This is a genomic window from Kluyvera sp. STS39-E, assembly GCF_040932435.1.
Taxonomy (GTDB): Bacteria; Pseudomonadota; Gammaproteobacteria; order Enterobacterales; family Enterobacteriaceae; genus Kluyvera.
On sequence record NZ_JBFQGA010000002.1, the window covers coordinates 12608 to 36967 of the forward strand.

Below are 24360 nucleotides of genomic sequence, written 5' to 3' on the forward strand. Positions count from 1 at the left end.
GTCAGTAACAAAAGTAAAAAAGGCGACGATAAGTCGCCTTTATTTTTTCTGCGTTGTAACATTGCCGCGCCCGTAACTAAAACCATAAGCTACCTGCTAAGCGCCCAATGAATAAAAGTCGCCAACAAGAACTCACCCGCTGGCTCAAACAGCAAAGCGTACTTTCACGCCGCTGGTTAGCCCTCTCCCGTCTGCTCGGCTTCGTCAGCGGCGTTCTGATTATTGGTCAGGCCTGGTTCCTCGCCCGTATTCTTCATCACATGATTATGGAGAGTATCCCGCGCGAAGCCCTGTTGCTGCCCTTTATCCAACTGGTGCTGATTTTTATTCTCCGTGCCTGGGTCGTCTGGTTACGTGAACGCGTGGGTTTCCATGCCGGACAACAGATTCGTTATGAAATTCGTCGTCAGGTTTTAGACAGACTTGAGCAAGCAGGACCGGCCTGGATTCAGGGCAAACCTGCCGGAAGTTGGGCCACGCTGGTTCTTGAGCAAATTGATGATATGCACGATTACTACGCCCGCTACCTACCGCAGATGGCGCTGGCGGTCTGCGTGCCGTTATTAATCGTGGTGGCTATCATTCCATCAAACTGGGCAGCCGCGCTTATCCTGTTGATTACCGCCCCGCTCATTCCGCTTTTCATGGCATTGGTCGGCATGGGCGCCGCCGATGCCAACCGACGTAACTTCCTCGCGCTGGCGCGTTTGAGCGGTCATTTTCTCGACAGGCTGCGCGGTATGGATACCCTACGTATTTTTGGTCGCGGTGAAGCCGAAACGCAAAGCATCCGCGAAGCATCAGAGGATTTCCGCCACCGCACGATGGAAGTTCTGCGTCTCGCCTTCCTCTCTTCCGGCGTGCTCGAATTCTTTACCTCACTGTCCATTGCATTGGTAGCGGTCTACTTTGGTTTCTCCTATCTGGGTGAGCTGAATTTTGGTAGCTACGGTCTGGCAGTCACGCTCTCTTCCGGCTTCTTAGCGTTGATTCTGGCACCTGAGTTCTTCCAGCCGCTGCGTGATTTAGGCACCTTCTATCACGCCAAAGCGCAGGCCGTCGGCGCGGCAGACAGCTTGAAAACTTTCCTAGAAGCACCGCTGGCGAATCCGGAACAAGGGGATCAGGTTCTGGATACCAGCGAACCTGTAACGCTGCAGGCAAAAGATCTGTTTATCACCTCGCCTGAAGGCAAAATGCTCGTAGGCCCGCTGAACTTTACCCTCAACGCTGGCCAGCGCGCCGTGCTAGTTGGGCAAAGTGGTTCAGGAAAAAGCTCGCTGCTCAATGCGCTAGCCGGGTTCCTGCCCTACAGCGGATCTTTGCTGGTAAACGGCGTTGAACTGCGACATCTACAGCCGGAAGGCTGGCATCGCATGATGAGCTGGGTTGGGCAAAATCCACAGCTTCCAGCCGCTACGCTGCGCGAGAACGTGCTGCTACGGGATCCGGACGCCAGTGAGCAACAACTCAAAAACGCGCTTGATAAAGCGTGGGTGAGCGAATTCCTGCCGCTGCTTCCTGACGGCGTGGACACGGTGGTTGGCGAGCAGGCCGCTCGCTTATCCGTCGGTCAGGCGCAACGCGTGGCAGTGGCACGTGCGTTGATTAGCCCTTGCCGTCTGCTTCTGCTTGATGAACCAGCGGCTAGCTTGGATGCCCATAGTGAGCAGCGGGTAATGCAGGCGCTGACTGAAGCCTCTGCCCAACAAACGACGCTAATGGTCACTCACCAACTTGAAGGTCTGACCGATTGGGACGTTATCTGGGTGATGGCGGACGGTCAGATTATTGAGCAGGGAACGTATCAACAGCTGGTGGACGCCGATGGCTTATTTACGCGTCTTCTCGCCAATCGCCAGGAGGAGATTTAAATGCGCGCACTGTTACCTTATCTGGCGCTCTATAAACGCCATAAATGGTTATTAAGCCTTGGCGTGGTTCTGGCGATTGTTACCCTGCTGGCAAGCATCGGCTTGCTGACGCTCTCCGGCTGGTTCCTGTCCGCATCGGCGTTTGTCGGGTTTGCGGGCGCTTACAGTTTTAACTATATGCTTCCCGCAGCCGGCGTGCGCGGCGCAGCAATTATCCGTACAGCGGGTCGTTATTTTGAGCGGCTGGTAAGCCACGACGCCACCTTCCGGGTGCTCCAACACCTGCGCGTGTTTACCTTCAGCAAACTGCTACCGCTCTCCCCCGCAGGTCTGGCCCGTTTTCGCCAAGGCGAACTGCTTAACCGCATGGTGGCGGACGTTGATACCCTCGATCATCTTTATCTGCGAGTCATTTCGCCGCTGATTGGTGCCCTTGTGGTGATTGTGGTGGTCACCGTTGGGCTGAGCATACTGGACGTTACGCTGGCCCTCACGCTTGGCGGCATTATGCTGGCCACGCTGCTGTTACTGCCGCCACTGTTTTACCGTGCAGGTAAACCGACAGGAGAGCAGCTCACTACGCTGCGCGGAGAATATCGCCAACAATTGACCGCATGGCTACAAGGCCAGGCCGAGTTGACCATCTACAATGCTAGCCAGCGCTACCGTAAGCAGATGGAACAAACTGAGGTGAACTGGCACGACGCCCAGCGTCGCCAGTCGGAACTTACTGCGCTGTCTCAAGCGCTGATGCTGCTCATTGGCGGCGTAGCGGTGGTTGCCATGCTTTGGCTAGCGGCCGGTGGCGTTGGCGATAATATGCAGCCTGGTGCGTTAATCGCGCTGTTTGTCTTTTGTGCGCTGGCAGCCTTTGAGGCGCTAGCCCCAGTTACCGGTGCATTCCAGCACTTAGGCCAGGTCATCGCCTCGGCAACACGCGTAAGCCAAATTATTGAACAGAAACCAGAAGTCGCTTTCCCAACATCAACCGCCGCTGCGCCGCAGCAGGTCGCGCTGACGCTGGAGCAGGTGTCGTTCACCTACCCAGAGCAGTCGCAGCCAGCGTTAGATAATATCTCGCTGCAAATTCACGCCGGCTCGCATGTTGCCATTCTCGGGCGTACCGGTTGCGGTAAATCAACGCTATTGCAGCTGCTGACCCGCGCCTGGGACCCGCAGCAGGGCAACATTCAGCTCAACGATATCGCGCTAAACGCTATTGATGAGCCAACACTGCGCCGTACCATGAGCCTCGTCCCGCAGCGCGTACACCTGTTTAGCGCCACGCTGCGCGAGAACTTGCTGTTAGCAAAACCGGATGCCAGCGATGATACGTTGAGCGAAGTGCTGCGCCGTACGGGCTTGGAAAAGCTGCTTGAGGATGCCGGGCTTAATAGCTGGCTGGGTGAAGGTGGTCGTCAGTTGTCTGGCGGTGAACTGCGCCGTCTTGGCATTGCTCGTGCGCTACTGCACGATGCGCCGCTAATGATGCTGGACGAGCCAACAGAAGGTCTGGACGCCACTACCGAGAGTCAAATCCTTGAGTTATTGGCAGACGTGATGCGCGATAAAACGCTGCTGATGGTGACTCACCGCCTGCGTGGTCTGGCGAGATTTAATCAGATTATTGTCATGGACAACGGGCAAATTATTGAGCAAGGTAATCATACGGAACTGCTGGCAAAACAAGGTCGTTACTACCAGTTTAAACAGCGCCTGTAGACTATACGCGTCATACTTCACGTTGCAGGTGCGCGGTCTACGCCCCTTAGAGGCCAGTGCAAGCGCTGTTCAAAACGCCTGAAGCGTTTTGTCCTGCAACTTAGATTATTTTGTGTATATGATTAGATAACTTTGTTTCGTGAGGTCATCGCGGCATGCGCCTTGTCCAGCTTTCTCGACACTCGATTGCTTTTCCCTCTCCGGAGGGCGCATTACGCGAACCAAATGGGCTCCTCGCTTTAGGGGGCGATCTCGCGCCCGCTCGTCTGCTGATGGCCTACCAACGCGGGATCTTTCCGTGGTTTTCTCCCGGCGACCCTATTTTGTGGTGGTCGCCTGACCCTCGCGCCGTACTGTGGCCTGAACAGTTCCATCTAAGCCGCAGCATGAAACGCTTCCATAAGACCTCGCCTTACCGCGTGACGCTCAACTATGCCTTTAGCCAAGTGATTGAGGGTTGTGCGCAGGATCGCCACGAAGGGACATGGATTACCACCAGTATCAGCCAAGCCTATCATCGCCTACACGAACTCGGCCACGCGCACTCTATTGAAGTGTGGCTTGGTGATACCCTTGTAGGCGGCATGTATGGCGTTGCTATGGGCGAACTGTTCTGCGGTGAGTCAATGTTCAGCCGTGCAGAGAACGCCTCTAAGACCGCGTTGTACGTCTTCTGTGAGGCATTTAGCCAAGCAGGTGGTAAAATGATTGATTGTCAGGTGCTAAATAGCCATACCGCTTCGCTTGGTGCCGTGGAAATTCCCCGTCGCGACTACCTAGAACACCTAGATAATCTCCGCACCGGATCGCTATCGGAAAAATTTTGGGTCCCACACCGCCTGTTTTCAGCTGAAACGTAAATGTTTTCAGCACAATTTCCATCAGGATGATATAATTGCCGACGAGAGTCGCTTCTGCCTTTTGCCCCGCCGCCGTTTGGGAATCATTCGAGTCAGATAACGCCCACGTTTATCCTGCTGTTTCCGGCCTGGTTTGCGCCCATCACATAATCTTCTTGTGTGGTGAAAGGGTAATGCGCAAAAACGACTTTCGCCGATTAAGAAGGACAATTCTTTACTTACTTGATGAACTTCGGCATTATCTTGCCGGTTCAAATTACGGTAGTGATACCCCAGAGGATTAGATGGCCAAAGAAGACAATATTGAAATGCAGGGTACCGTACTTGATACGTTACCTAATACCATGTTCCGCGTAGAACTGGAAAACGGACACGTGGTGACTGCACATATCTCCGGTAAAATGCGCAAAAACTATATCCGCATCCTGACGGGCGACAAAGTGACTGTTGAGCTGACCCCGTACGACCTGAGCAAAGGCCGCATTGTCTTCCGTAGTCGCTAAAACCCGCAGATAATGAGCGCCTGGCGCAACGTTCGCCGAGCGCTATTTGCCAAATAATGATGCCCTGCTTATGCAGGGCATTTTTTTTATCTCTCGCTTCGTTATCTTGCCGTTGAGCAACATTAAGCCGGTATAAAAAAACCGGGCTATTAGCAGCCCGGTTTTGTTTATATCCCGACATCAGCCGTTAATGCGCCGCTTCCGGTTTATGTTTCTGCGCGCTATGGAAGCCGTAGGTCAGCTCGTTTTTCTCTTTATCGAGCGCGACGGTAACCTGCCCGCCGTCCACCAGCGAACCAAACAGCAGTTCGTTAGCCAGCGGTTTCTTCAGGCTATCCTGAATCACACGGGCCATTGGACGTGCACCCATCGCACGATCATAGCCTTTCTCAGCCAGCCAATCGCGAGCTTCCTGGCTAACTTCCAGCGAGACGCCTTTCTGATCCAACTGAACCTGCAACTCGACGATAAACTTATCGACGACTTGGTGGATCACATCGGTCGACAGATGATCGAACCAGATGATGTTGTCCAGACGGTTGCGGAATTCTGGCGTGAAGATCTTTTTGATCTCATCCATCGCATCAGGACTGTTGTCCTGCTGGATAAGGCCAATCGATTTACGCTCAGTTTCACGAACGCCGGCGTTAGTGGTCATCACCAGCACCACGTTGCGGAAATCAGCTTTACGGCCGTTGTTATCGGTCAGAGTACCGTTGTCCATCACCTGCAGCAGCAGGTTAAAGACGTCCGGGTGCGCTTTTTCGATTTCATCCAGCAGCAGCACTGCATGTGGATGCTTAATCACCGCATCGGTCAGCAGGCCGCCCTGATCAAAACCAACGTAGCCCGGAGGCGCACCAATCAGGCGGCTCACCGTATGGCGCTCCATATATTCCGACATATCGAAACGCAGCAGCTCAATGCCCATCGCTTTCGCCAGTTGGACGGTGACTTCCGTCTTACCTACCCCGGTTGGGCCCGCAAACAAGAAGGAACCTACCGGACGATGATCATGCCCAAGACCGGCACGGCTCATCTTGATGGCTTCAGTCAGCGCATCGATTGCCTTGTCCTGTCCAAACACCAGCATTTTCAGGCGATTGCCGAGGTTTTTCAGCGTGTCACGATCGCTCTGGGAAACACTTTTCTCCGGGATACGCGCAATACGCGCCACCACGGACTCAATGTCCGCCACGTTGATCGTTTTCTTACGCTTACTCACCGGCATCAGGCGCGCACGCGCACCCGCTTCGTCAATGACGTCAATCGCCTTATCCGGCAGGTGACGGTCGTTGATATATTTCACCGCCAGCTCTACCGCCGCGCGTACCGCTTTCGCCGTGTAGCGAACATCGTGGTGCGCTTCATACTTCGGCTTCAAACCGTTAAGGATCTGTACGGTCTCTTCCACCGATGGTTCTGTAATATCAATTTTCTGGAAACGACGCGCCAGCGCCCTGTCTTTCTCGAAGATGTTGCTAAATTCCTGGTAGGTTGTCGAACCCATAACCCGGATCTTGCCGCTGGAGAGCAGCGGTTTAATCAGATTCGCCGCATCTACTTGGCCGCCCGACGCCGCACCGGCACCAATAATGGTGTGGATTTCGTCGATAAACAGAATGCTATTAGTATCCTGTTCAAGCTGTTTAAGCAGCGCTTTAAAGCGTTTTTCAAAATCACCGCGATATTTGGTTCCCGCCAGCAGCGAGCCAATATCCAATGAATAGATGGTGCAATCAGCCATGATTTCCGGCACGTCGCCGCGCACGATGCGCCATGCAAGGCCTTCCGCAATCGCGGTTTTACCGACACCGGACTCACCCACCAGCAGCGGGTTGTTTTTACGACGGCGGCACAGAACCTGAATAGTGCGTTCCAGCTCTTTGTCGCGACCGATCAGTGGGTCAATCCCACCGACGCGAGCAAGCTGATTAAGGTTGGTGGTGAAGTTTTCCATACGATCCTCCCCGCCTGCTTGCTCTTCGTTAGTCTGCTGAGTCCCGGAATCGGAAGGCTGGCTTGGCTCGTCTTTGCGCGTGCCGTGAGAGATGAAGTTCACCACGTCAAGGCGGCTCACTTCATGTTTACGCAGAAGGTACGCAGCCTGCGACTCCTGCTCGCTAAAAATCGCCACAAGGACGTTAGCGCCGGTGACTTCGCTACGCCCGGATGACTGGACGTGGAAGACCGCGCGTTGGAGAACACGCTGGAAGCTGAGCGTCGGTTGTGTTTCACGCTCTTCTTCACTGACCGGGAGTACCGGCGTGGTTTGTTCAATGAAGGCTTCGAGTTCCTGACGCAGCGCCACCAGATCGACCGAGCACGCCTCCAGCGCTTCACGGGCGGATGGGTTGCTCAGCAGAGCCAGCAACAGGTGCTCGACGGTCATAAACTCGTGACGGTGCTCGCGCGCTCTGGCGAAAGCCATGTTTAAACTGAGTTCCAGTTCTTGATTGAGCATTGGCACCTCCCCCAATTTTCATGCCTGTATCAGGCTTGTTCCAGCGTACACAACAATGGATGCTCGTTTTCCTTCGCGTATTGATTCACCATCGCAACTTTGGTTTCGGCGACTTCTGCCGTAAATACACCACAAATTGCTTTACCTTGATAGTGAACCGCTAGCATCAATTGTGTTGCGCGTTCTACATCATAAGAAAAGAATTTTTGTAACACGTCAATAACAAACTCCATCGGAGTGTAATCATCATTGACCAATATCACTTTATACATCGACGGGGGTTTAAGCCCATCTTTGAGTTTGTCTGCCGTAAGCTGGTCGAAATCCAGCCAGTCTCTGGTCTTACTCATTGTCAGTTATCATCGTCGGTGTCATCTATTGCTGCTGACGAGCCTCGTTATATGCCGAGATTCCATATGATTAGTGAGATACCCCATTCGCCATATGGCACCCATTGCTGCATATATAGGTTCTGAATTTACTGTAGATCATAGATAGCTATCACCTATAGTTGCCATTCGCGAACTCTGTCACATTCCCGTCAATAGCGTTAACTGCTTCAAATTTTGATGCATTTTCCGCCTATTGTCCCCCTCAAACGCTTGACGCACTGTTCGAAATATCTAAATTGTACTGGCGAGAGTTGGTGAGGTTTTGAACAACTCCTGACTCCACCACCGGTTCATTCCATCTACTTATAAACGTATAATAGAATTACGAAGGATGTCGAAGTATGGAAATGGGTACTGTTAAGTGGTTCAACAATGCTAAAGGGTTCGGTTTTATTTGCCCGGAAGGCGGTGGCGAGGACATCTTCGCCCATTACTCCACCATCCAGATGGATGGGTACAGAACATTAAAAGCCGGGCAATCCGTCCACTTTGATGTCCACGAGGGGCCGAAAGGCAATCACGCTAGCGTCATTATTCCACTGGAAGCGCAAGCAGAAACGGCCGCCTAGTATACTGCCCCATTGTGTACATCTCGCTATCAAAATGCCAGTCCTTCTGACTGGCATTTTTACCTCTGAATGACGCCAAAGTTACTCACGCGCCAGCGCATCCACCGGGTCAAGTCGTGCGGCGTTACGCGCCGGTAGCCAGCCAAATAAAACACCGGTTAGCGTCGAGCAAATAAACGCCGTCAACAGTGCCAGCGGCGAGAAACCTATCTCCCAACCGGGCAGTACCAACTGCAGCAGCAGCGCAATCATTAACGACAGCGCAACCCCTATTGCGCCGCCAACTAGGCAGACAAGAACAGCCTCTATCAAAAACTGCTGCAGTACGTTGCTGGCTCGCGCGCCTACTGCCATACGGATACCAATTTCTCGTGTCCGTTCGGTGACCGATACCAGCATAATATTCATCACGCCAATACCACCAACCACCAGCGAGATCACCGCCACCAGCGTTAAGAACAGCTGTAATGTATGTGTGGTGCGTTCTGCCGTTTTCAAGACGCTGTCCATGTTCCAGACGAAGAAATCTTTTTTGCCGTGTCGCAAATTCAACAGACGGGTAAGCTGCTCTTCAGCGACGCTGCTATCGTAGCCCTCTTTAACCCTGACGGTAATCGAGTTCAGCCATGCTTGCCCCATCACACGCCCAGACATGGTGGAGTACGGCAGCCAGACGCGCAAAACTTTGCTGCTGCCAAACATCGACTGCTTTTCATCCGCCACGCCAATAACCGTCGCTGGCATATTGCCGACGAGAATAACTTCGCCCACCACATTCGTCTTATTAGGAAAAAGCTGGCGGCGGCTGTTACTGTCCAGCACGACCACCTGCGAGCGTTCCGCCGCCTGCACCTCATTGAAGGTGTTCCCTTCACTAAAGGTCATGCCGTAGACGTTAAAATATTGCTGGCCAATCCCCTGTACGCTGGCTGCAACGTCAATATTGCCCGCACGGATCCGCAAATTTTTCGACACCGATGGCGTTACTGAACTAACCCACGCCTGCTTTTCAATCGCTAGCAGATCGTCATACTTCAGTGATTGCTGATACTGAGGATCGTCATCGCCAAAATCTTTACCCGGGTAGACATCGATAGTGTTGGTGCCGATAGCGCGAATATCCGCCAACACCATTTGTTTGGCCGCATCGCCCACTACCACAATCGATACCACCGAGGCGATACCGATAATAATCCCGAGCATCGTCAGGAGCGTACGCATTTTATTCGCTACCATCGCACGCCATGCCATCGAAAGCGCCTCACGGAAGCTGTTGCTAAACTGCCGCCAGCCGGACACGTTCTGGGCCGCAGGTGAACGCGATGCCGCTGCACCAACACGTGCCGGTGGGTTACGGATAATTTCACCGTCACGAATTTCAATCACCCGCTCAGCCTGAGCCGCTACCAGCGGATCGTGGGTCACGATGATGATGGTGTGTCCCTGCTCTTTGAGCTGATGAAGGATCGCCATCACCTCTTCGCCGGAATGGCTGTCCAGCGCCCCGGTTGGCTCATCCGCAAGGATCACCTGCCCGCCGTTCATCAGCGCGCGAGCAATACTGACTCGCTGCTGCTGACCACCTGAAAGCTGTGAAGGGGCATAGTCAACCCGGTCTTGCATTCCCAGACGCTGTAAAAGCTGTTTCGCCCTCTCCAGCCGGGCTTTGCGTTCCATGCCCGCATACACCGCCGGCACCTCGACGTTTTGCGCTGCCGTCAGATGCGATAACAGATGGTAGCGCTGGAAGATAAAACCAAAGTGCTCGCGGCGCAGTTCGGCCAACGCATCACCATCAAGGGTCGCCACGTCGGTTCCGGCCACTCGATAGGTGCCGCTAGTGGGTTTATCCAGACAGCCCAAAATGTTCATCAGGGTCGATTTACCCGAGCCGGATGCCCCGACGATAGCCACCATTTCACCGGCGTTAATCTGTAGGGAAATGCCCTTTAGCACCTCAACGCTGCTATCGCCGGAAGGGTAACTACGGCGGATTTCGGTCAATTCAAGCAGTGCGGTCATTTACCTGCTCCGGCTTTCCCTTCACCGGTAATCACCTCGTCGCCCTCTTCTAGGCCTTTCGCGATTTCCACATCAGTATCATTACGCGCACCAATCACCACTTCACGGGTTTTCACTTCGCCATTTCGCAACAGCCGCACGTTGTAGCGATTGTCACCCACGTTATCGCCAAGCGCCGACAGTGGAATCGTCAACACATCGCTCACGCCGCTAAGCTGAATATGCACCTGCGCCGTCATCTCCAGACGCAGCACACCTTTCGGGTTGGGAACTTCAAAACGGGCGTAGTAGAAAATGGCGTCATTCACCTTTTCCGGCGTCGGCAGAATATCCTTCAGCGTCCCTTCGTAGCGGGTTAACGGATCGCCCAATACGGTAAACCAAGCCTTTTGACCAGGTTTAAGGAGAATGACGTCAGCTTCAGACACCTGCGCTTTCACCAGCATCGTGCCGAGATCCGCCAGCGTCAGAATATTAGGCGCCTGCTGGGCGGCAATAACCGTCTGCCCTTGCAGGGTCGTAATTTGCGTCACTTCCCCTGCCATTGGCGCCACAATCCGGGTGTAATCGAGGTTGGTTTTGGCTGTATCAAGAGAGGCTTTGTTGCGTTTTATTTGCGCATCGATAGTGCCAATTTGCGCCTTTTTGACCGCCATTTCAGTCGCGGCGGTATCGAGATCTTGGCGCGAAACCGCCTGAGTTTTTGCCAACTGCTGCTGACGCGCGTAGGTGACGCTTGCCAGTTTCCACTCGGCTTCGGCCTGCTGGCGCTGGGCGTTTAGCTCCATGAGCGTCGCTTCGACTTCTTTTATTTGGTTTTGAGCCTGTTCGGGATCGATAACCCCCAATAGCTGATCTTTTACCACTTTATCGCCGATATTCACCGACAGAGTCTTGAGCTGACCGCTGACCTGCGCGCCGACGTCAACCTTGCGTAGCGCATCAAGCTTACCGGTAGCCAGTACGCTTTGCTCAAGGGAGCCCTTGCGCACAATTAACGTCTGGTAATTGGGCAACGGCGCATTCAGCGTTTTCCAAGCTGCAATAACCACAATAACTAAAATGATAATTGCGAAGACGTACCGTTTTTTAAATTTTCCCTTGATGCTCATAAAAATCCTAAATTCCCGATTAACCCGACAGAATGTAAATACCAACTTAAACACAGGTTAAACAAACCGTGAAAAGGGGTAGTCAACGGCGGTGTTGCGTTAATTGATTCATTTCGTCAATGCTAAAATCAGCGCCAAAATGTATTTCTGGATAGTAAACCATGTCACAGCTTAGCGAAAACTCATTCGAATCCTCTCGACACCCCTCCGCTTTAGGCCTCTTTTTTAGCCTGTTTAGCGGTCAATGGCGACCAGGCGAGTTCTGGAACCAGCGCAGTTTCCGAAGGAAATTTATGTTGCGCTCCCTGATGATGCCGCGTTTAAGCCGTGAATGGATGAGCGAACTGTCCCAATGGTCAAACCTCGACGCCCTGCTGACCAGACAGCCGCGCCTACCGGTACGCCTGCATCGCCCGTATCTGGCGGTCAACTTTAGCCGCCATCAGGTGCTGGATGCGCTGCGTTATCACTATACGCTGTTGTCGGAGGTGATGTCCTCAGAAGAGTTGACCACCTACCTGAATACACAGGCTTTACCGCTGGCGCAGGTTGAAGGCAAAAATGGCGACACCTTTACCTTCGAATTAACGATGCAGGTCAATCTGGATAAAGAAGGCGACAGTACGATCCTGATGCGTAATAGCGACGGCGACGTGCTGGCGGAAATGACCTTCAGCATTCTGGCCTACAACAATAAGCGCACGCTATTTATCGGCGGGCTGCAGGGGGGCAAACGCGACCTGCCGCATGAGGCGATTCAGAACGCAACGAAATCCTGTCACGGCCTATTTCCTAAACGCCTAGTGATGGAAGCCGTATGCCGTTTTGCCGAACGTCTGCAAGTTGAGCAAATTCTCGCAGTCAGCAATGAAGTCCATATTTTCCGAGGCGAACGTTACCAGGATAAGAACAAAAAAATACTCTCTGATTACGATACTTTCTGGGCCGCCGTCGGCGGAGAGTGCGATAAGCAAGGGTATTTCCATATCCCCATCCAGATTGTGCGTAAAGACGAGTCTGAGATTGCCAGTAAAAAACGCGCCGAATATCGTCGCCGCTATCAACTGTTGGATGAAATCCAGTCACAAATGTCGTCTTTGTTTTCAGCACGGTAAATAATTTTTATGCGCCGAAAAGTCGGCGCATAAAAACCCAGCAAAAAAGTTCGCTACCAAACTTAAACCATTCATAAACAAAGTCAATTCTTCACAATCTTTGCATTTGTTGAAGAATCATTGAAGATTCCGTTGATTAAATAGGCAAAACCTCCATGCGATGAGATTTTTCCTATGTCTAGCGTTGCCGAATTGACCTTTTCCACTGCGCCACAGCCCGAGTCCAGCTGGCATCTCTTTAAGCTACTGACCTCAGGAGCATTAACTCCTGGCCGAGCTTGGAAGAATCCCGCCTATCGCCGTAAATTCCTGCTGCGCACACTCGGCGCACCGCGCATGACCGGTAAGCTGTTAGACAGCCTGACCAAACAACCGCAGCTGATGCAAATACTCAACGTCCAGCCAGGCCTGCCGTGCAGACTGCATCGCCCTTGGCTGTCAACGCATATGAGCCCAAAACAGACCATCGATGCACTGTGCTGTCATTATCAACAGATGCTCGACAAGCTTCCGGACAGCATCGCCAGCGGCTATCTTTCCGCCAACGGTGCGTTGCTCACGACCATTGAAGGAAAAGAAGGTCAGTGCTACCGCATTTATTTAGGTGCTGATTCCATGCTGGATAAGGAAGGTGAAGCGACCCTGACGTTCCGCGATACGGACAATACCGTGCTGGCCGAGCTGACCTTTACCCTGTGTCAGTACAATGGCGTAAACACCTTCTTTATCGGTGGCCTACAGGGCGCAAAAGCCGATGTTCCTCATCAGTTGATTCAGGTGGCAACCAAAGCCTGTCACGGCCTGTTTCCTAAACGTCTGGTCGTAGATGCGCTGCTCACGCTGGCGGCACAACTGTCGGTGGAGCATGTCCGTGCGGTGAGTAATGAAACCCATATCTATCGCAGCCTGCGCTATCGCCGTAAGAAACGCGACAAGCTGCATGCTGATTACAATAGCTTCTGGGAATCGTTAAGTGCGGTGACTGATGCGAAAGGGGATTACGTACTGCCGTTGGCGCTGCCGCGTAAAACCATGGAAGAGATAGCCAGTAAGAAGCGCGCAGAATATCGCCGCCGCTATGAGCTGCTGGATTCGCTCCAGCAGCAGGTGGCTCTGGCCGTCCAGCGTTAATCCGCCTTCCCGCGTGCCAGCCAAACGACGCGGGAAAACATTTTTTTAAGCAGCGGCGGCACGGCATCAGTACCGCGCCGCCCCGCTTCCATCGCCACCTCAATCGCCAGGTCCGGTTTCGACGATCGATGAATCGCTTTGGTTATCACCCGTCGCATATTCATTGGTATGTTCTCCGGCAGTTGCGCCACGCGATGGTAGACATTCGAAAATCCCTGCCTATACATAAAGTGTTCCATATCCGGCGCTGGCAACGTGGTTAAATGATGGCGCTCAAGCTCCCGGTCGTTATTGAGCACCCCGCGAACCGTCGCCGCGTATTTTTTTCCTGCCTCATCGCCGTCAACCAGCACGTGCCATTCGATACCCATTCGCCGGGCGAACTTGATAAGCGGTTTTAATCCTGACTGAGCGAACTCAATGACCTTAATCCCTTCGGCATCAAAATGGTGCCCGCATTGACGGGCCAGCTCGTTTATCACCCACGTTTCCGTTTCCCCCTCCACCAACAGCCAGCAGCGGGCAAACAGCGAAGAGGCACGATTAAATCGGATATGGAAGGAGATACGCCGGCTATCTTCAGCATTCATCCCCTCCGGACCCAAACGCCAGGCGGCAACGCGGGAGGACTCTCGCACCAGGCGGCAGACATTCTGCATCGGGGTCAGCGACAATAGCTCGCCAGAATTGGTGGTGGCGATGCGCTGGAGCGGCATCAAATTGAGCAGACTCCACGCCACCGAGAGCATGATTGGATGAAGACGCGTTTCCGGGTCCTCCACCAGCAGCAGCGGACGGGCATCTTTATCCAGTCTGACCGTCCCTTTCGCCTGCAGAAGCGTTGAGAACATCCCCAGTAGGATCACCCGATGATTCCGAGCCCCGGGTTTATCAATCATCCGGTTGATCAAATCAAGATAGCGCCAGCTTCGCTGTTCATCATGGGAGCGACGGCGCATTAAGCGCTGAATGGCGGGGCCTGAGCCTTGCTCTGAAAAGTAATGTTCCAGCAACTGTCCCATTGCCGCCAACCCTTGGCGGATTTGACCATCGCTAAGGTTTTGCGGACTGGTCACCAGTTCGCGAGAGAGGACATCAAGCTGGCGGGCGGTAATTTCAACATCCGGTACGTTAGGCACCGTGCCGTTGCGAATGCGCCGCATAAAACGCGCGTCACGCAGGCGCAACACCGGCATCAAGCGAATCAGCTCGCGTGCCTGAGCGTCAATGTCATCTAATTCCAACGCCTGACCGTCGCTATCGATAAAACTGCGCAGGGTCAGCACGCTGCCATCGGCAGCAAGCTCGCCCTCAAGGCGATAGAAAATGCGCTGATAACCGTCATGACACAGCGTCCAGCAGTCTGAGAGCCCCCGATAGCGGCGGCCGCGATATCGACCGGGCTCATTTTCGCGAAAGGTCAAAACGATATGAAGATGATGTTCCCGCCCTTCTATATCACCCGGCGGGAACCAGAAGTCGGTGTGGACAAAATGGTACAACTCTTCGTGCGGAGAAAGCAGCAGCGTTAACGCATCCAGCAGGCTCGATTTGCCCCAAGCGTTCTCGCCGATTAAGACGTTGTTCTCCTCCAGCATTAACGATAAACGGTTAATGCCGCGAAACCCTGAAATCTCGGTGCGCTCAAGAAGCATAAATCCTCCGTAACACGGTAACGACCATCCTGCTTATCGGCAGTATAGCGGCATGCCATACGCTTGACACCGCCCCGTAGCCCGGATCCGGACTATGTGTTGCTTTAATAACCATTAAGTGTAATAAAGTGCGCTCCTTGTCACCCTTACCCGATTAATCCGAAAATAATGCACTACACTCTAATTCGAAGAATAAATTGATTAAGGAATGACACCACATTGTTTTGTGTCAAAGTTCACGTATTTATTTAACTGGTTAAGGGATGACGTTAGTTTTTAAAATAACGCTGACTATATCTGCCCCCATTTTCGGTAGGTATAAATTGTGTCGTCATCCTTTGTGACGATAATATTTTTGATTCGAGGTGGTTATGTTTAGAAAATTAGCTGCAGAGTGCTTCGGTACCTTCTGGCTGGTATTTGGTGGTTGCGGTAGCGCCGTTCTGGCTGCAGCATTTCCAGAATTAGGGATTGGCTTTGCAGGCGTTGCGCTGGCGTTCGGTTTAACCGTCCTGACCATGGCATTTGCCGTCGGACACATTTCTGGCGGTCATTTTAACCCTGCGGTGACTCTGGGCCTGTGGGCCGGCGGTCGTTTCCCGGCAAAAGACGTGATTGGCTATATCATCGCGCAGGTTGTCGGCGGCATTATCGCAGCAGCTATTTTGTACCTCGTTGCCAGCGGCAAAGCCGGCTTTGATGCGGCAGCAAGCGGCTTTGCTTCTAACGGCTATGGCGAACACTCACCGGGCGGCTTCTCTATGCTTTCCGCTATCGTGATTGAAATCGTTCTGACCTGTGGCTTCCTGATTGTTATCCACGGTGCAACGGACAAAAATGCACCCACAGGCTTTGCCCCTATTGCGATTGGTCTGGCGCTGACTCTGATTCACCTAATCAGCATCCCGGTGACCAACACCTCCGTTAACCCAGCACGTAGTACCGCAGTAGCTATCTTCCAAGGCGGCTGGGCACTGAACCAACTTTGGCTGTTCTGGGTTATGCCAATTATCGGCGGTATCCTGGGTGGCTTGATTTATCGCACCCTGCTGGAAAAGAAATAAGTAGCCTGTAGGCCTGATAAGCGTAGCGCCATCAGGCAATACTTGGCACATTGCCGGATGGCGGCGTTGCCTTATCCGGCCAACAAAGGCCCGACTCTGTCGGGTCTTTCTTTTTTCATGGCTTTACTCAGTATGTGGATTTAGGTAGTGTCTCTGCGCGATTTAAATACTGCAAGGAACTGTGTCAGCCATGTTATCCGGATTGCTCATTATTCTGGTGCCGTTAGTTTTCGGCTACCTCATTCCCCTTAGCCATCGCGGCACCCTCCAGCTCATTAATCGACTGCTCAGTTGGATTGTGTATCTCATTTTGTTTTTTATGGGAATAAGCTTGGCGTTTCTGGATAATTTAACCGCCAACCTTCTCGCCATCCTGCACTATTCCGCTATAAGTGTTGTGGTTATTCTGGCCTGTAATACTGCCGCCCTGCTGTGGTTGGAAAAAGTACGTCCGTGGGGACATCCTCACCATCAGGAAAAATTGCCTTCCCGTTTAGCCATGGCGCTGGAATCATTAAAACTGTGTTTTGTGGTGATTGCTGGTTTCGTGCTTGGGTTAACCGGCCTTTCATTTTTACAGCACGCCACCGATGCCAGCGAATACACGCTTATTTTCCTGCTGTTCCTCGTGGGAATTCAGCTGCGTAATAGCGGCATGACGCTACGCCAAATTATTCTCAATCGCCGCGGAATGCTCATTGCATTGGTGGTTGTCGCCAGCTCGATGGTTGCTGGCGTCATTAATGCCTTCTTACTGGATTTGCCCATTAAAACCGGTCTGGCAATGGCGTCAGGCTTTGGCTGGTATTCGCTGTCAGGCATTCTGTTGACCGATGCTTATGGCCCGGTTATCGGCAGCGCCACCTTCTTCAATGACCTAGCGCGTGAACTGGTGGCTATTATGTTGATCCCCGGAATGGTACGTCGCAGCCGCTCTACGGCGCTGGGTCTGTGTGGCGCAACATCGATGGACTTCACCCTGCCCGTGCTACAGCGCTCCGGTGGCGTGGAAATGGTGCCTCCAGCCATCGTTCACGGTTTTATATTAAGCCTGTTGGTGCCTTTGATGATGGCCTTCTTCACCGCCTAATACTCCCAAGGCGGTAGCCTCTGCTGCCGCCAAAATTGCGCTAAATCAACCTCCCTGTAAGTTGCTCTAAAAAGGCCTTTTCAAGGTCATCCGTCAGGCTTACCCTTAAACATGTATATTAAATATAACTTTAAAAAAGGTGTGACCATGTTTTGTGTGCAATGTGAACAAACCATCCGTACTCCGGCAGGGAACGGCTGCTCTTACGCACAGGGTATGTGCGGTAAAACTGCAGAAACATCCGATCTGCAGGATCTGCTGATCGCCGCCCTGCAAGGTCTGTCCGCATGGGCGGTGAAAGCGCGTGAATACGGTATCATCAGCCACGACGTTGATAACTTCGCCCCGCGCGCGTTCTTCTCTACCTTAACCAACGTTAACTTCGACTCTCCGCGTATCGTCGGCTACGCACGTGACGCTATCGCCATGCGCGAAGCGCTGAAAGCTCAGTGCCTAGCCGTTGATGCCAATGCCGCCATTTCCCACCCAATGGCCGCTCTTCAACTGGTGAGCGACGATCTGGGCGACCTGCAAAAACAGGCGGCTGAGTTCACGCCGAATAAAGACAAGGCAACCATCGGCGATAACATCCTCGGCCTGCGTCTGCTGTGCCTGTACGGTCTGAAAGGTGCGGCGGCTTACATGGAGCACGCGCACGTCCTCGATCAGTACGACAACGAAATCTACGCCCAATACCACAAAATCATGGCGTGGCTGGGGACTTGGCCTGCTGACATGAACGCTCTGCTGGAGTGTTCTATGGAAATCGGCCAGATGAACTTCAAAGTGATGAGCATTTTGGATGCGGGTGAAACCACCAAATACGGTCACCCAACGCCAACTCAGGTCAACGTCAAAGCGACCGAAGGCAAATGCATCCTGATTTCCGGTCACGACCTCAAAGATCTCTACAACCTGCTGGAACAAACCGAAGGCACCGGCGTTAACGTCTATACCCACGGCGAAATGCTGCCAGCACACGGTTACCCTGAACTGCGCAAATTCAAACACCTGATTGGTAACTACGGCAGCGGCTGGCAGAACCAGCAGGTTGAATTTGCCCGTTTCCCAGGCCCAATCGTGATGACCTCTAACTGCATCATCGACCCAACCATTGGCGCCTACGACGACCGCATCTGGACCCGTAGCATCGTCGGCTGGCCAAATGTCAGCCACCTGGAAGGTGATGATTTCGCACCGGTTATCGCCCAAGCGCAGCAGATGGCTGGCTTCCCATACAGCGAAATTCCGCACCTGATCACCGTCGGCTTCGGTCGTCAAACCCTGCTGGGTGCGGCTGACTCCCTGATCGATCTGGTGAGCCGTGAAAAACTGCGCCACATCTTCCTCGTCGGCGGCTGTGACGGCGCGCGCGGTGAGCGTAACTACTTCACCGACTTCGCCACCAGCGTGCCGGACGACTGCCTGATCCTGACCTTGGCTTGCGGTAAATACCGTTTCAACAAACTGGAATTCGGTGATATCGAAGGCCTGCCACGTCTTATCGACGCCGGTCAGTGTAACGATGCTTACTCTGCCATCATCTTGGCGGTAACCTTGGCGGAAAAACTGGGCTGCGGCGTGAACGACCTGCCGCTGTCTCTGGTGCTTTCTTGGTTTGAACAAAAAGCGATTGTTATTCTGCTGACCCTGCTGTCCTTGGGCGTGAAAAATATCGTCACTGGCCCAACCGCACCGGGCTTCTTCACGCCTGATCTGCTGGCCGTGCTCAACGAGAAATTTGGTCTGCGTTCCGTGACCACCGTTGAAGAAGATATGAAGCAGCTGCTGAGCGCGTAAGGAGTACAGAATGACGATGCCAACAAATCAGTGCCCATGGCGGATGCAGGTTCATCACATCCATCAGGAAACGCCGGATGTATGGACGATAGCGTTGCTGTGCCACGACTATTATCCGTACCGCGCCGGGCAGTATGCACTGGTCAGCGTACGCAACAGCGCAGAAACGCTGCGAGCCTACACCCTCTCCTCAACGCCAGGCGTTAGCGAGTACATCACGCTAACGGTCCGCCGCATTGACGACGGTGCCGGTTCACAGTGGCTGACCCGCGACTTAAAACGCGGTGATTACCTCTGGCTGTCCGATGCGATGGGTGATTTCACCTGCGAAGACAAAGCGGACGACAAGTTCCTGATGCTGGCGGCAGGCTGTGGCGTGACGCCAATCATGTCGATGCGTCGCTGGTTGGCGAAGTACCGTCCGCAGGCCGATGTGCAGGTTATCTTTAACGTTCGTTCGCCGGAAGATGTGATCTTTGCCGACGAATGGCGTCAGTATCCCGTCACGCTGGTGGCAGAAAACAAAGCCACTCATGGTTTCGTTTCCGGCCGTCTGAGCAGCGAGTTGCTGAAAAGCGTGCCCGATTTAGCCGCACGTACCGTGATGACCTGCGGCCCCGCGCCGTATATGGATCTGGTAGAAAAAGAAGTGAAAGCGTTGGGCGTAACGCGTTTCTTTAAAGAGAAATTCTTCACGCCGGTTGCCAGTGCTGCAACCACCGGACTGAAGTTCACCAAGCTCGAGCCGGCAAAAGAGTTTTATGCGCCGGTAGGCACAGCGCTGCTGGATGCGCTAGAAAGCAATAAAGTGCCGGTCGTTGCCGCATGTCGCGCGGGCGTTTGCGGCTGCTGCAAAACCCAAGTTGTTTCCGGCGAATATACCGTCAGCAGCACCATGACGCTGACCGACGCGGAAATTGCCCAAGGGTATGTGCTGGCCTGCTCATGTCATCCACAGGGTGACTTAGTGCTGGCGTAATTCCGTCACTCCAGTCGTCAAAAAGCCGCCGGGTTTATACCCAGCGTTTTTTTTTTACGCGCGGCTCGCTACAGCCGTGCTTTTCGCCGGTTTGCCCGAACACAGCGCAATTCCGCAGACAATAAGCAGCGCGCTAACCAGATGAAAAGAATGTAATGGCACGCTGAGAAACAGCACGCTAAATAAGCCACCGCTGAGCGGGATGATATGGGAGAAGACTTCGCCCCGCGTCGCACCAATGGCCCCAATACCCTTGTTCCACAGCAAGTACGACAACCATGAAGGAAAAATCACCAGATACAGCAAACCGATGATCACCCCGCTACGGCTGAATTCGGCTACCGAGGGAAGGCCATGTGTTGCCATAGAGAAAATCAATATCGGAAGCAGCACCACGGCCCCTATCGTTGCGCTGACGGCGACAAACGCATTTCCGCCCACTTCACGCGGTTTAAGCCGCAGGAAGGCGCAATAGACCGCCCAACTCGCGGCCGATCCCATCGTCCATAAATCGCCACGGTTGAGGTTTTTGAGCGTATCGAGATGCCATAGATCCCCCTGCATCACCAGCCATATCACGCCTAAAGAGCTGATGATAACCCCGGCGATATTTTGGATAGATATTTTTTCTTTAAAAATCGTTTTATTAATCAATAAGACCAATGCTGGCGTTGTGGATAAATAAATGGCTGCATTAAGTGATGAGGTATATTGTAGCCCGATATATAAAGTCAGCGGGAATAGTACCTGACCAAATAACGCCAGCAAGGTGATGATGTGGAAAGAACGACGCATCGCGCCCCACTGCCCGGCAATCTGCCGGTGATAGAGCGCCGCCAGCAGTATTGCCGTCAATATCCAGCGAGCGGAAGATAATATAATCGGGTCCACCAGATTCACTAATAAATGCCCCACCACATAATTTCCGCCCCAAAAGCAAGCGGCCACGGTGAGTAATAAATAAGGCATAATAACTCCGCGCAATAATATAACTTTGTAGTGCAGAACATTACTGCGAAGGGAATGAAGATGCTAATATAAAGTTTTGCTTTGTAGGTATCGTTTGAAACTATGATGTTTACACTCAGGCAACTTGAATTTTACATCGCATTAGCAGAAACCTTGCAGGTGTCGAAAGCAGCCAGCCGCTGCCACGTATCGCAGTCGTCAATGACCGTGGCGTTACGCAATCTGGAAGAAGCGCTAAATGCCCCGCTGTTTCTGCGTCACCCTAAAGGGATTAAGCTCACGGTGGCCGGTGAGCGCTTTCTAACGCATGCCCGCACTATCATCGGCAACAGCCGCCTTGCGCTAGAAGATTTACACCGTCAGCCTGAAACCACGGCCGGGAAAGTACGCATCGGCATCGCCCAGACGCTTTCGGCGTACCTGCTACCGGAGATGCTCAGTGATATTGAAAACCGATTCCCATTGCTGGAAATCGACTATTTCGAGGCCACTGCGCCAGACTTGCTGAACGCTTTGCGACAGCAGCAGGTCGATTTTTGTCTCTTACTCACCTCGAATATTCAGCACGACGGCGACCTTGAGGTCGAAACCATTATTCGCTCACTGCGCCAGCTGTGGATAGCCCCGGGGCATGCCTTGCTCAGCCAGCCGGTTATCCGCCTGCAGGATATTGAAAAACTGCCCTTTTTGATGCTTGAAACCGACAGGTATCCGACGGTAATAGCAGAAGTCTGGCAACGCGACGGTTATCAGCCCAACATTCACTTTCGCAGTAACTCTTTTGAGGCCGTGCGCAGCCTCGTGGCTCAGGGGAACGGGATTACCATTTTATCCGACCTGGTTTATCGCCCCTGGTCACTGAACGGTCAGCGCATTATTCGCCGAACGATTGAAGACTGCATCACCTACATGGACGTCGGCGTGGTGACCCTTGCCGGAAAACCGTTGTCGGCCCCCGCCACGCGGTTGAAAGACTTTCTTCGTTCTCTGATTGTGAGATTGGAAGGCAGGCACTGACCCCGAACTGTAGGCCGGATAAGCGAAGCGCCATCCGGCATCAATTGCCGGATGGCGGCATAAATGCCTTATCCGGCCTACAGCCCCCTTAACTGACCAGCATGCAGCGTCTTGTTACCACTTCATCTCGCCGGTATTCACCTTCGCGCTCAGTTCAAGCGAGCTGTCATCGGCAAGTTTCGGGTAGGCCGCTTTCATGGTCGCGATAACCGCTTTTGAGTCTTTTTGCTGGGCCAAAGCCTGCTCAAAGGTGTGCAAATAGCGATGGGTAAAGGTAATAGCCGCATCGTTTGCCGGGCGCTCTCCCAGATAATGTCCCGGAATAACCTGCTGCGGTTTTAGCGACTGCATTTCGCCAAGCACATTCATCCAACCCTGACGAATCGCCGGGGTTTGCGTATCCGCGGTCCAGACATGAATACCCGACGCAATGCCGGTTCCGCCCAGAATTGCTTTGTTCACGGGGATCCAAACGTACGCGGCATAATCACCTGCGTGTTTTAGCTCCAGCGCCTCGCCGTCCACGGTAAAGCGCGTGTTGTTGGTCGCCTGCGGTACGATGATTTTCGTCGGCGCACCCTCTTTCATCTGCGGGCCCCAGAAAGCCAGCTTCGCGTCCTTGGTGGCCTTGATATGGTCAACAACGGCCTGTGAAGCCACAACCTTAGCCTGCGGGAACGCCTTCACCAGCGGCTCAAGCCCGAAGTAGAAATCTGGATCGCCGGAGGTGATAACAATCTCTTTAAGCGTTTTGCCGCTCGCGCGAATCATCTGCACCAGCTTCTCGCCATCTTTCACGCTGAACTGCGCATCAAACAGCACCGCCTCTTTCGGGCCGGAGACCAGAGTCGACGACACCGGGAAAATGCCCTTTTCCTGCGGATTGTAAACATCGAGCTGCAATGGCGCGGCGAATGCCGGTGCCGCCGCCAGTGACAATACCAGCGACAGTGATTTTATATTCATGGGGGTCCTCAATGGTTTTTCCGGTGAGTTACGTTTCGCCCCACATTTTACGGATTTATACTTCTGCTAGAATTCCTGAAACAATACATGCAGTGTTTCATAAAACGATCTAATGGGGATGCAATGGACAGGATCATGGCGGCAATCACCTACAACCGCATTTGTGAACTCGGCAGCCTAAGCGCAGCTGCCCGTTCACTCGGCATTTCCCGCCCGATGGTCAGCCGCTATCTTGATGAGATGGAGAAATGGGCCGGCGCACGGCTGATTCATCGCTCAACCCGTAGGCTCACCATCACGCCGGCAGGTGAGAAAACGCTGGCAAAAACCCGACAGCTGGCCTTGTTATCACAAGGAATTGAAGGCGACGCCACGCGCATTACGCCATCCGGGACGCTGCGTATTGCCTGTGCCCATTTTACCGCGAGCCATCTGCTTGGACCGGTGACGCCCGCATTCCTCGCCCGCTATCCGGCACTGCGAATTGAGGTTGATATCAATAACCATCCGGTCAGCCTCGTCGGAGAGCGAATCGATTTGGCAATTCGCATCACCAACGAGCCAGAACCGGGAGCCATTGCGCGTTTGCTTGGAACCTGCCGATCGGTACTGTGCGCATCGCCCGGATACCTCAAAAAAGCCGGTATACCGACAACGCCTGAAGATCTCGCGCAGCACAACTGTTTGCACTACAGCCGTTTTTCCGGGCAGTCTTGGTCTTTTCGCTGCCCGGTACAAGGCGCGATATCGGTAGCCGTAGGCGGTAACTTTAGTGCCGGAATATCGTCACTACTGTGTGATATGGCCGAAGCGGATGTGGGCTTGGCGATGGTGCCCGAACTCGAGGCTCGGGCTGGACTTGAAAGCGGTCGGTTGGTCCAGGTCTTGCCGCATCTGCAACCCCAACCGCTGAACATTTACGCGTTGTATCAATCACGCGATCACCAGCATGCCGCGCTCAGTCTGTTCGTCGATACGCTCAAGCAGTATCTAGGCTCAAGCTGATTTTGCGGTTGGCTTAATTGCGTATACTAAAACGTCGATACACGGTGAAAA

At 53.2% G+C, this 24360-nt stretch carries 20 protein-coding genes; 13 read left to right on the top strand and 7 right to left on the bottom strand.

The window, feature by feature from the left end:
* Nucleotides 1-107: 107 nt before the first annotated feature.
* The 4 genes from cydD (at nucleotide 108) to infA (ending at nucleotide 4959) form a co-directional block, all read left to right on the top strand.
* Complete coding sequence (cydD, locus tag AB4K05_RS03620) at nucleotides 108-1874, top strand: cysteine/glutathione ABC transporter permease/ATP-binding protein CydD (protein ID WP_368478654.1); 1767 nt, start codon at nucleotides 108-110, stop codon at nucleotides 1872-1874.
* A complete protein-coding gene (cydC, locus tag AB4K05_RS03625; protein WP_368478655.1) occupies nucleotides 1875-3596 on the top strand; it encodes a cysteine/glutathione ABC transporter ATP-binding protein/permease CydC in 1722 nt (573 codons plus the stop codon). It abuts the gene before it with no gap.
* 155 nt (nucleotides 3597-3751) lie between these two features.
* Entirely contained in the window at nucleotides 3752-4456 is a 705-nt protein-coding gene (aat, locus tag AB4K05_RS03630) for a leucyl/phenylalanyl-tRNA--protein transferase (RefSeq protein WP_368478656.1), read from the top strand.
* 284 nt (nucleotides 4457-4740) lie between these two features.
* The gene (infA, locus tag AB4K05_RS03635) at nucleotides 4741-4959 is read left to right on the top strand and encodes a translation initiation factor IF-1 (protein ID WP_002211347.1); all 219 of its coding nucleotides are present in this window, start codon (nucleotides 4741-4743) and stop codon (nucleotides 4957-4959) included.
* 187 nt (nucleotides 4960-5146) lie between these two features.
* Here infA and clpA read toward each other — a convergent pair whose 3' ends face one another.
* Complete coding sequence (gene clpA / locus AB4K05_RS03640; RefSeq protein ID WP_368478657.1) at nucleotides 5147-7423, bottom strand: ATP-dependent Clp protease ATP-binding subunit ClpA; 2277 nt, start codon at nucleotides 7421-7423, stop codon at nucleotides 5147-5149.
* Between the two features lie 29 nt (nucleotides 7424-7452).
* Nucleotides 7453-7773 (bottom strand): ATP-dependent Clp protease adapter ClpS, encoded by a 321-nt coding sequence (gene clpS / locus AB4K05_RS03645; protein ID WP_368478658.1) that lies wholly within the window; start codon nucleotides 7771-7773, stop codon nucleotides 7453-7455.
* A gap of 383 nt (nucleotides 7774-8156) precedes the next feature.
* On the opposite strand from clpS, the gene cspD reads away from it, so the two are divergent.
* A complete protein-coding gene (gene cspD / locus AB4K05_RS03650) occupies nucleotides 8157-8384 on the top strand; it encodes a cold shock-like protein CspD (protein ID WP_368478659.1) in 228 nt (75 codons plus the stop codon).
* Between the two features lie 81 nt (nucleotides 8385-8465).
* On the opposite strand, the gene macB is transcribed toward cspD, so the two are convergent.
* Together macB and macA are read right to left on the bottom strand one after the other, a co-directional pair.
* On the bottom strand, nucleotides 8466-10406 hold the full coding sequence (gene macB / locus AB4K05_RS03655) for a macrolide ABC transporter ATP-binding protein/permease MacB (RefSeq protein ID WP_368478660.1): 1941 nt from the start codon (nucleotides 10404-10406) through the stop codon (nucleotides 8466-8468).
* The gene (gene macA / locus AB4K05_RS03660) at nucleotides 10403-11518 is read right to left on the bottom strand and encodes a macrolide transporter subunit MacA (RefSeq protein WP_368478661.1); all 1116 of its coding nucleotides are present in this window, start codon (nucleotides 11516-11518) and stop codon (nucleotides 10403-10405) included. The genes macB and macA overlap by 4 nt, the downstream gene beginning before the upstream one ends.
* A 161-nt stretch (nucleotides 11519-11679) precedes the next feature.
* Here macA and AB4K05_RS03665 point away from each other — a divergent pair, with 161 nt between their 5' ends.
* Together AB4K05_RS03665 and AB4K05_RS03670 are read left to right on the top strand one after the other, a co-directional pair.
* A complete protein-coding gene (locus tag AB4K05_RS03665) occupies nucleotides 11680-12633 on the top strand; it encodes a VirK/YbjX family protein (protein WP_368478662.1) in 954 nt (317 codons plus the stop codon).
* Between the two features lie 174 nt (nucleotides 12634-12807).
* Nucleotides 12808-13764 (top strand): VirK/YbjX family protein, encoded by a 957-nt coding sequence (locus AB4K05_RS03670; protein WP_368478663.1) that lies wholly within the window; start codon nucleotides 12808-12810, stop codon nucleotides 13762-13764.
* Here the strand turns inward: AB4K05_RS03670 and AB4K05_RS03675 are convergent.
* A complete protein-coding gene (locus AB4K05_RS03675) occupies nucleotides 13761-15419 on the bottom strand; it encodes an ATP-dependent endonuclease (RefSeq protein ID WP_368478664.1) in 1659 nt (552 codons plus the stop codon). The two genes, AB4K05_RS03670 and AB4K05_RS03675, sit on opposite strands and share 4 nt — an antisense overlap.
* 371 nt (nucleotides 15420-15790) lie before the next feature.
* Between AB4K05_RS03675 and aqpZ the strand changes: the two genes are divergently transcribed.
* The 4 genes from aqpZ to hcr all read left to right on the top strand — a co-directional run bounded on the left by aqpZ (nucleotide 15791) and on the right by hcr (nucleotide 20352).
* Nucleotides 15791-16483: an aquaporin Z gene (aqpZ, locus tag AB4K05_RS03680; protein ID WP_368478665.1), complete on the top strand. Its 693-nt coding sequence runs from the start codon at nucleotides 15791-15793 to the stop codon at nucleotides 16481-16483.
* Nucleotides 16484-16673: 190 nt separating this feature from the next.
* Nucleotides 16674-17573, top strand: coding sequence for a lysine exporter LysO family protein (locus AB4K05_RS03685; RefSeq protein WP_368478666.1), 900 nt, complete (start codon nucleotides 16674-16676; stop codon nucleotides 17571-17573).
* Nucleotides 17574-17720: 147 nt separating this feature from the next.
* A complete protein-coding gene (gene hcp, locus AB4K05_RS03690) occupies nucleotides 17721-19373 on the top strand; it encodes a hydroxylamine reductase (protein WP_368478667.1) in 1653 nt (550 codons plus the stop codon).
* Between the two features lie 10 nt (nucleotides 19374-19383).
* Complete coding sequence (hcr, locus tag AB4K05_RS03695) at nucleotides 19384-20352, top strand: NADH oxidoreductase (protein ID WP_368478668.1); 969 nt, start codon at nucleotides 19384-19386, stop codon at nucleotides 20350-20352.
* A 54-nt stretch (nucleotides 20353-20406) separates the two neighbouring features.
* On the opposite strand, the gene AB4K05_RS03700 is transcribed toward hcr, so the two are convergent.
* The gene (locus tag AB4K05_RS03700) at nucleotides 20407-21321 is read right to left on the bottom strand and encodes a DMT family transporter (RefSeq protein ID WP_368478669.1); all 915 of its coding nucleotides are present in this window, start codon (nucleotides 21319-21321) and stop codon (nucleotides 20407-20409) included.
* Nucleotides 21322-21423: 102 nt separating this feature from the next.
* Between AB4K05_RS03700 and AB4K05_RS03705 the strand changes: the two genes are divergently transcribed.
* The gene (locus AB4K05_RS03705; RefSeq protein WP_368478670.1) at nucleotides 21424-22338 is read left to right on the top strand and encodes a LysR family transcriptional regulator; all 915 of its coding nucleotides are present in this window, start codon (nucleotides 21424-21426) and stop codon (nucleotides 22336-22338) included.
* Nucleotides 22339-22452: 114 nt separating this feature from the next.
* Here AB4K05_RS03705 and AB4K05_RS03710 read toward each other — a convergent pair whose 3' ends face one another.
* Nucleotides 22453-23304 carry a Vmh family MBL fold metallo-hydrolase gene (locus tag AB4K05_RS03710; protein ID WP_368478671.1) on the bottom strand — a complete coding sequence of 284 codons (852 nt, stop codon included), beginning with the start codon at nucleotides 23302-23304 and terminating at the stop codon, nucleotides 22453-22455.
* 123 nt (nucleotides 23305-23427) lie between these two features.
* Between AB4K05_RS03710 and AB4K05_RS03715 the strand changes: the two genes are divergently transcribed.
* A complete protein-coding gene (locus tag AB4K05_RS03715) occupies nucleotides 23428-24309 on the top strand; it encodes a LysR family transcriptional regulator (protein WP_368478672.1) in 882 nt (293 codons plus the stop codon).
* Nucleotides 24310-24360: the final 51 nt, after the last annotated feature.

What these genes read in the sequence shown, in the direction of transcription:
- cydD (WP_368478654.1), top strand. Translation starts at nt 108, where the DNA reads ATGAATAAAAGTCGCCAACAAGAACTCACCCGCTGGCTCAAACAGCAA.
- cydC (WP_368478655.1), top strand. Translation starts at nt 1,875, where the DNA reads ATGCGCGCACTGTTACCTTATCTGGCGCTCTATAAACGCCATAAATGG.
- aat (WP_368478656.1), top strand. Translation starts at nt 3,752, where the DNA reads ATGCGCCTTGTCCAGCTTTCTCGACACTCGATTGCTTTTCCCTCTCCG.
- infA (WP_002211347.1), top strand. Translation starts at nt 4,741, where the DNA reads ATGGCCAAAGAAGACAATATTGAAATGCAGGGTACCGTACTTGATACG.
- clpA (WP_368478657.1), bottom strand. Translation starts at nt 7,423, where the DNA reads ATGCTCAATCAAGAACTGGAACTCAGTTTAAACATGGCTTTCGCCAGA.
- clpS (WP_368478658.1), bottom strand. Translation starts at nt 7,773, where the DNA reads ATGAGTAAGACCAGAGACTGGCTGGATTTCGACCAGCTTACGGCAGAC.
- cspD (WP_368478659.1), top strand. Translation starts at nt 8,157, where the DNA reads ATGGAAATGGGTACTGTTAAGTGGTTCAACAATGCTAAAGGGTTCGGT.
- macB (WP_368478660.1), bottom strand. Translation starts at nt 10,406, where the DNA reads ATGACCGCACTGCTTGAATTGACCGAAATCCGCCGTAGTTACCCTTCC.
- macA (WP_368478661.1), bottom strand. Translation starts at nt 11,518, where the DNA reads ATGAGCATCAAGGGAAAATTTAAAAAACGGTACGTCTTCGCAATTATC.
- AB4K05_RS03665 (WP_368478662.1), top strand. Translation starts at nt 11,680, where the DNA reads ATGTCACAGCTTAGCGAAAACTCATTCGAATCCTCTCGACACCCCTCC.
- AB4K05_RS03670 (WP_368478663.1), top strand. Translation starts at nt 12,808, where the DNA reads ATGTCTAGCGTTGCCGAATTGACCTTTTCCACTGCGCCACAGCCCGAG.
- AB4K05_RS03675 (WP_368478664.1), bottom strand. Translation starts at nt 15,419, where the DNA reads ATGCTTCTTGAGCGCACCGAGATTTCAGGGTTTCGCGGCATTAACCGT.
- aqpZ (WP_368478665.1), top strand. Translation starts at nt 15,791, where the DNA reads ATGTTTAGAAAATTAGCTGCAGAGTGCTTCGGTACCTTCTGGCTGGTA.
- AB4K05_RS03685 (WP_368478666.1), top strand. Translation starts at nt 16,674, where the DNA reads ATGTTATCCGGATTGCTCATTATTCTGGTGCCGTTAGTTTTCGGCTAC.
- hcp (WP_368478667.1), top strand. Translation starts at nt 17,721, where the DNA reads ATGTTTTGTGTGCAATGTGAACAAACCATCCGTACTCCGGCAGGGAAC.
- hcr (WP_368478668.1), top strand. Translation starts at nt 19,384, where the DNA reads ATGACGATGCCAACAAATCAGTGCCCATGGCGGATGCAGGTTCATCAC.
- AB4K05_RS03700 (WP_368478669.1), bottom strand. Translation starts at nt 21,321, where the DNA reads ATGCCTTATTTATTACTCACCGTGGCCGCTTGCTTTTGGGGCGGAAAT.
- AB4K05_RS03705 (WP_368478670.1), top strand. Translation starts at nt 21,424, where the DNA reads ATGATGTTTACACTCAGGCAACTTGAATTTTACATCGCATTAGCAGAA.
- AB4K05_RS03710 (WP_368478671.1), bottom strand. Translation starts at nt 23,304, where the DNA reads ATGAATATAAAATCACTGTCGCTGGTATTGTCACTGGCGGCGGCACCG.
- AB4K05_RS03715 (WP_368478672.1), top strand. Translation starts at nt 23,428, where the DNA reads ATGGACAGGATCATGGCGGCAATCACCTACAACCGCATTTGTGAACTC.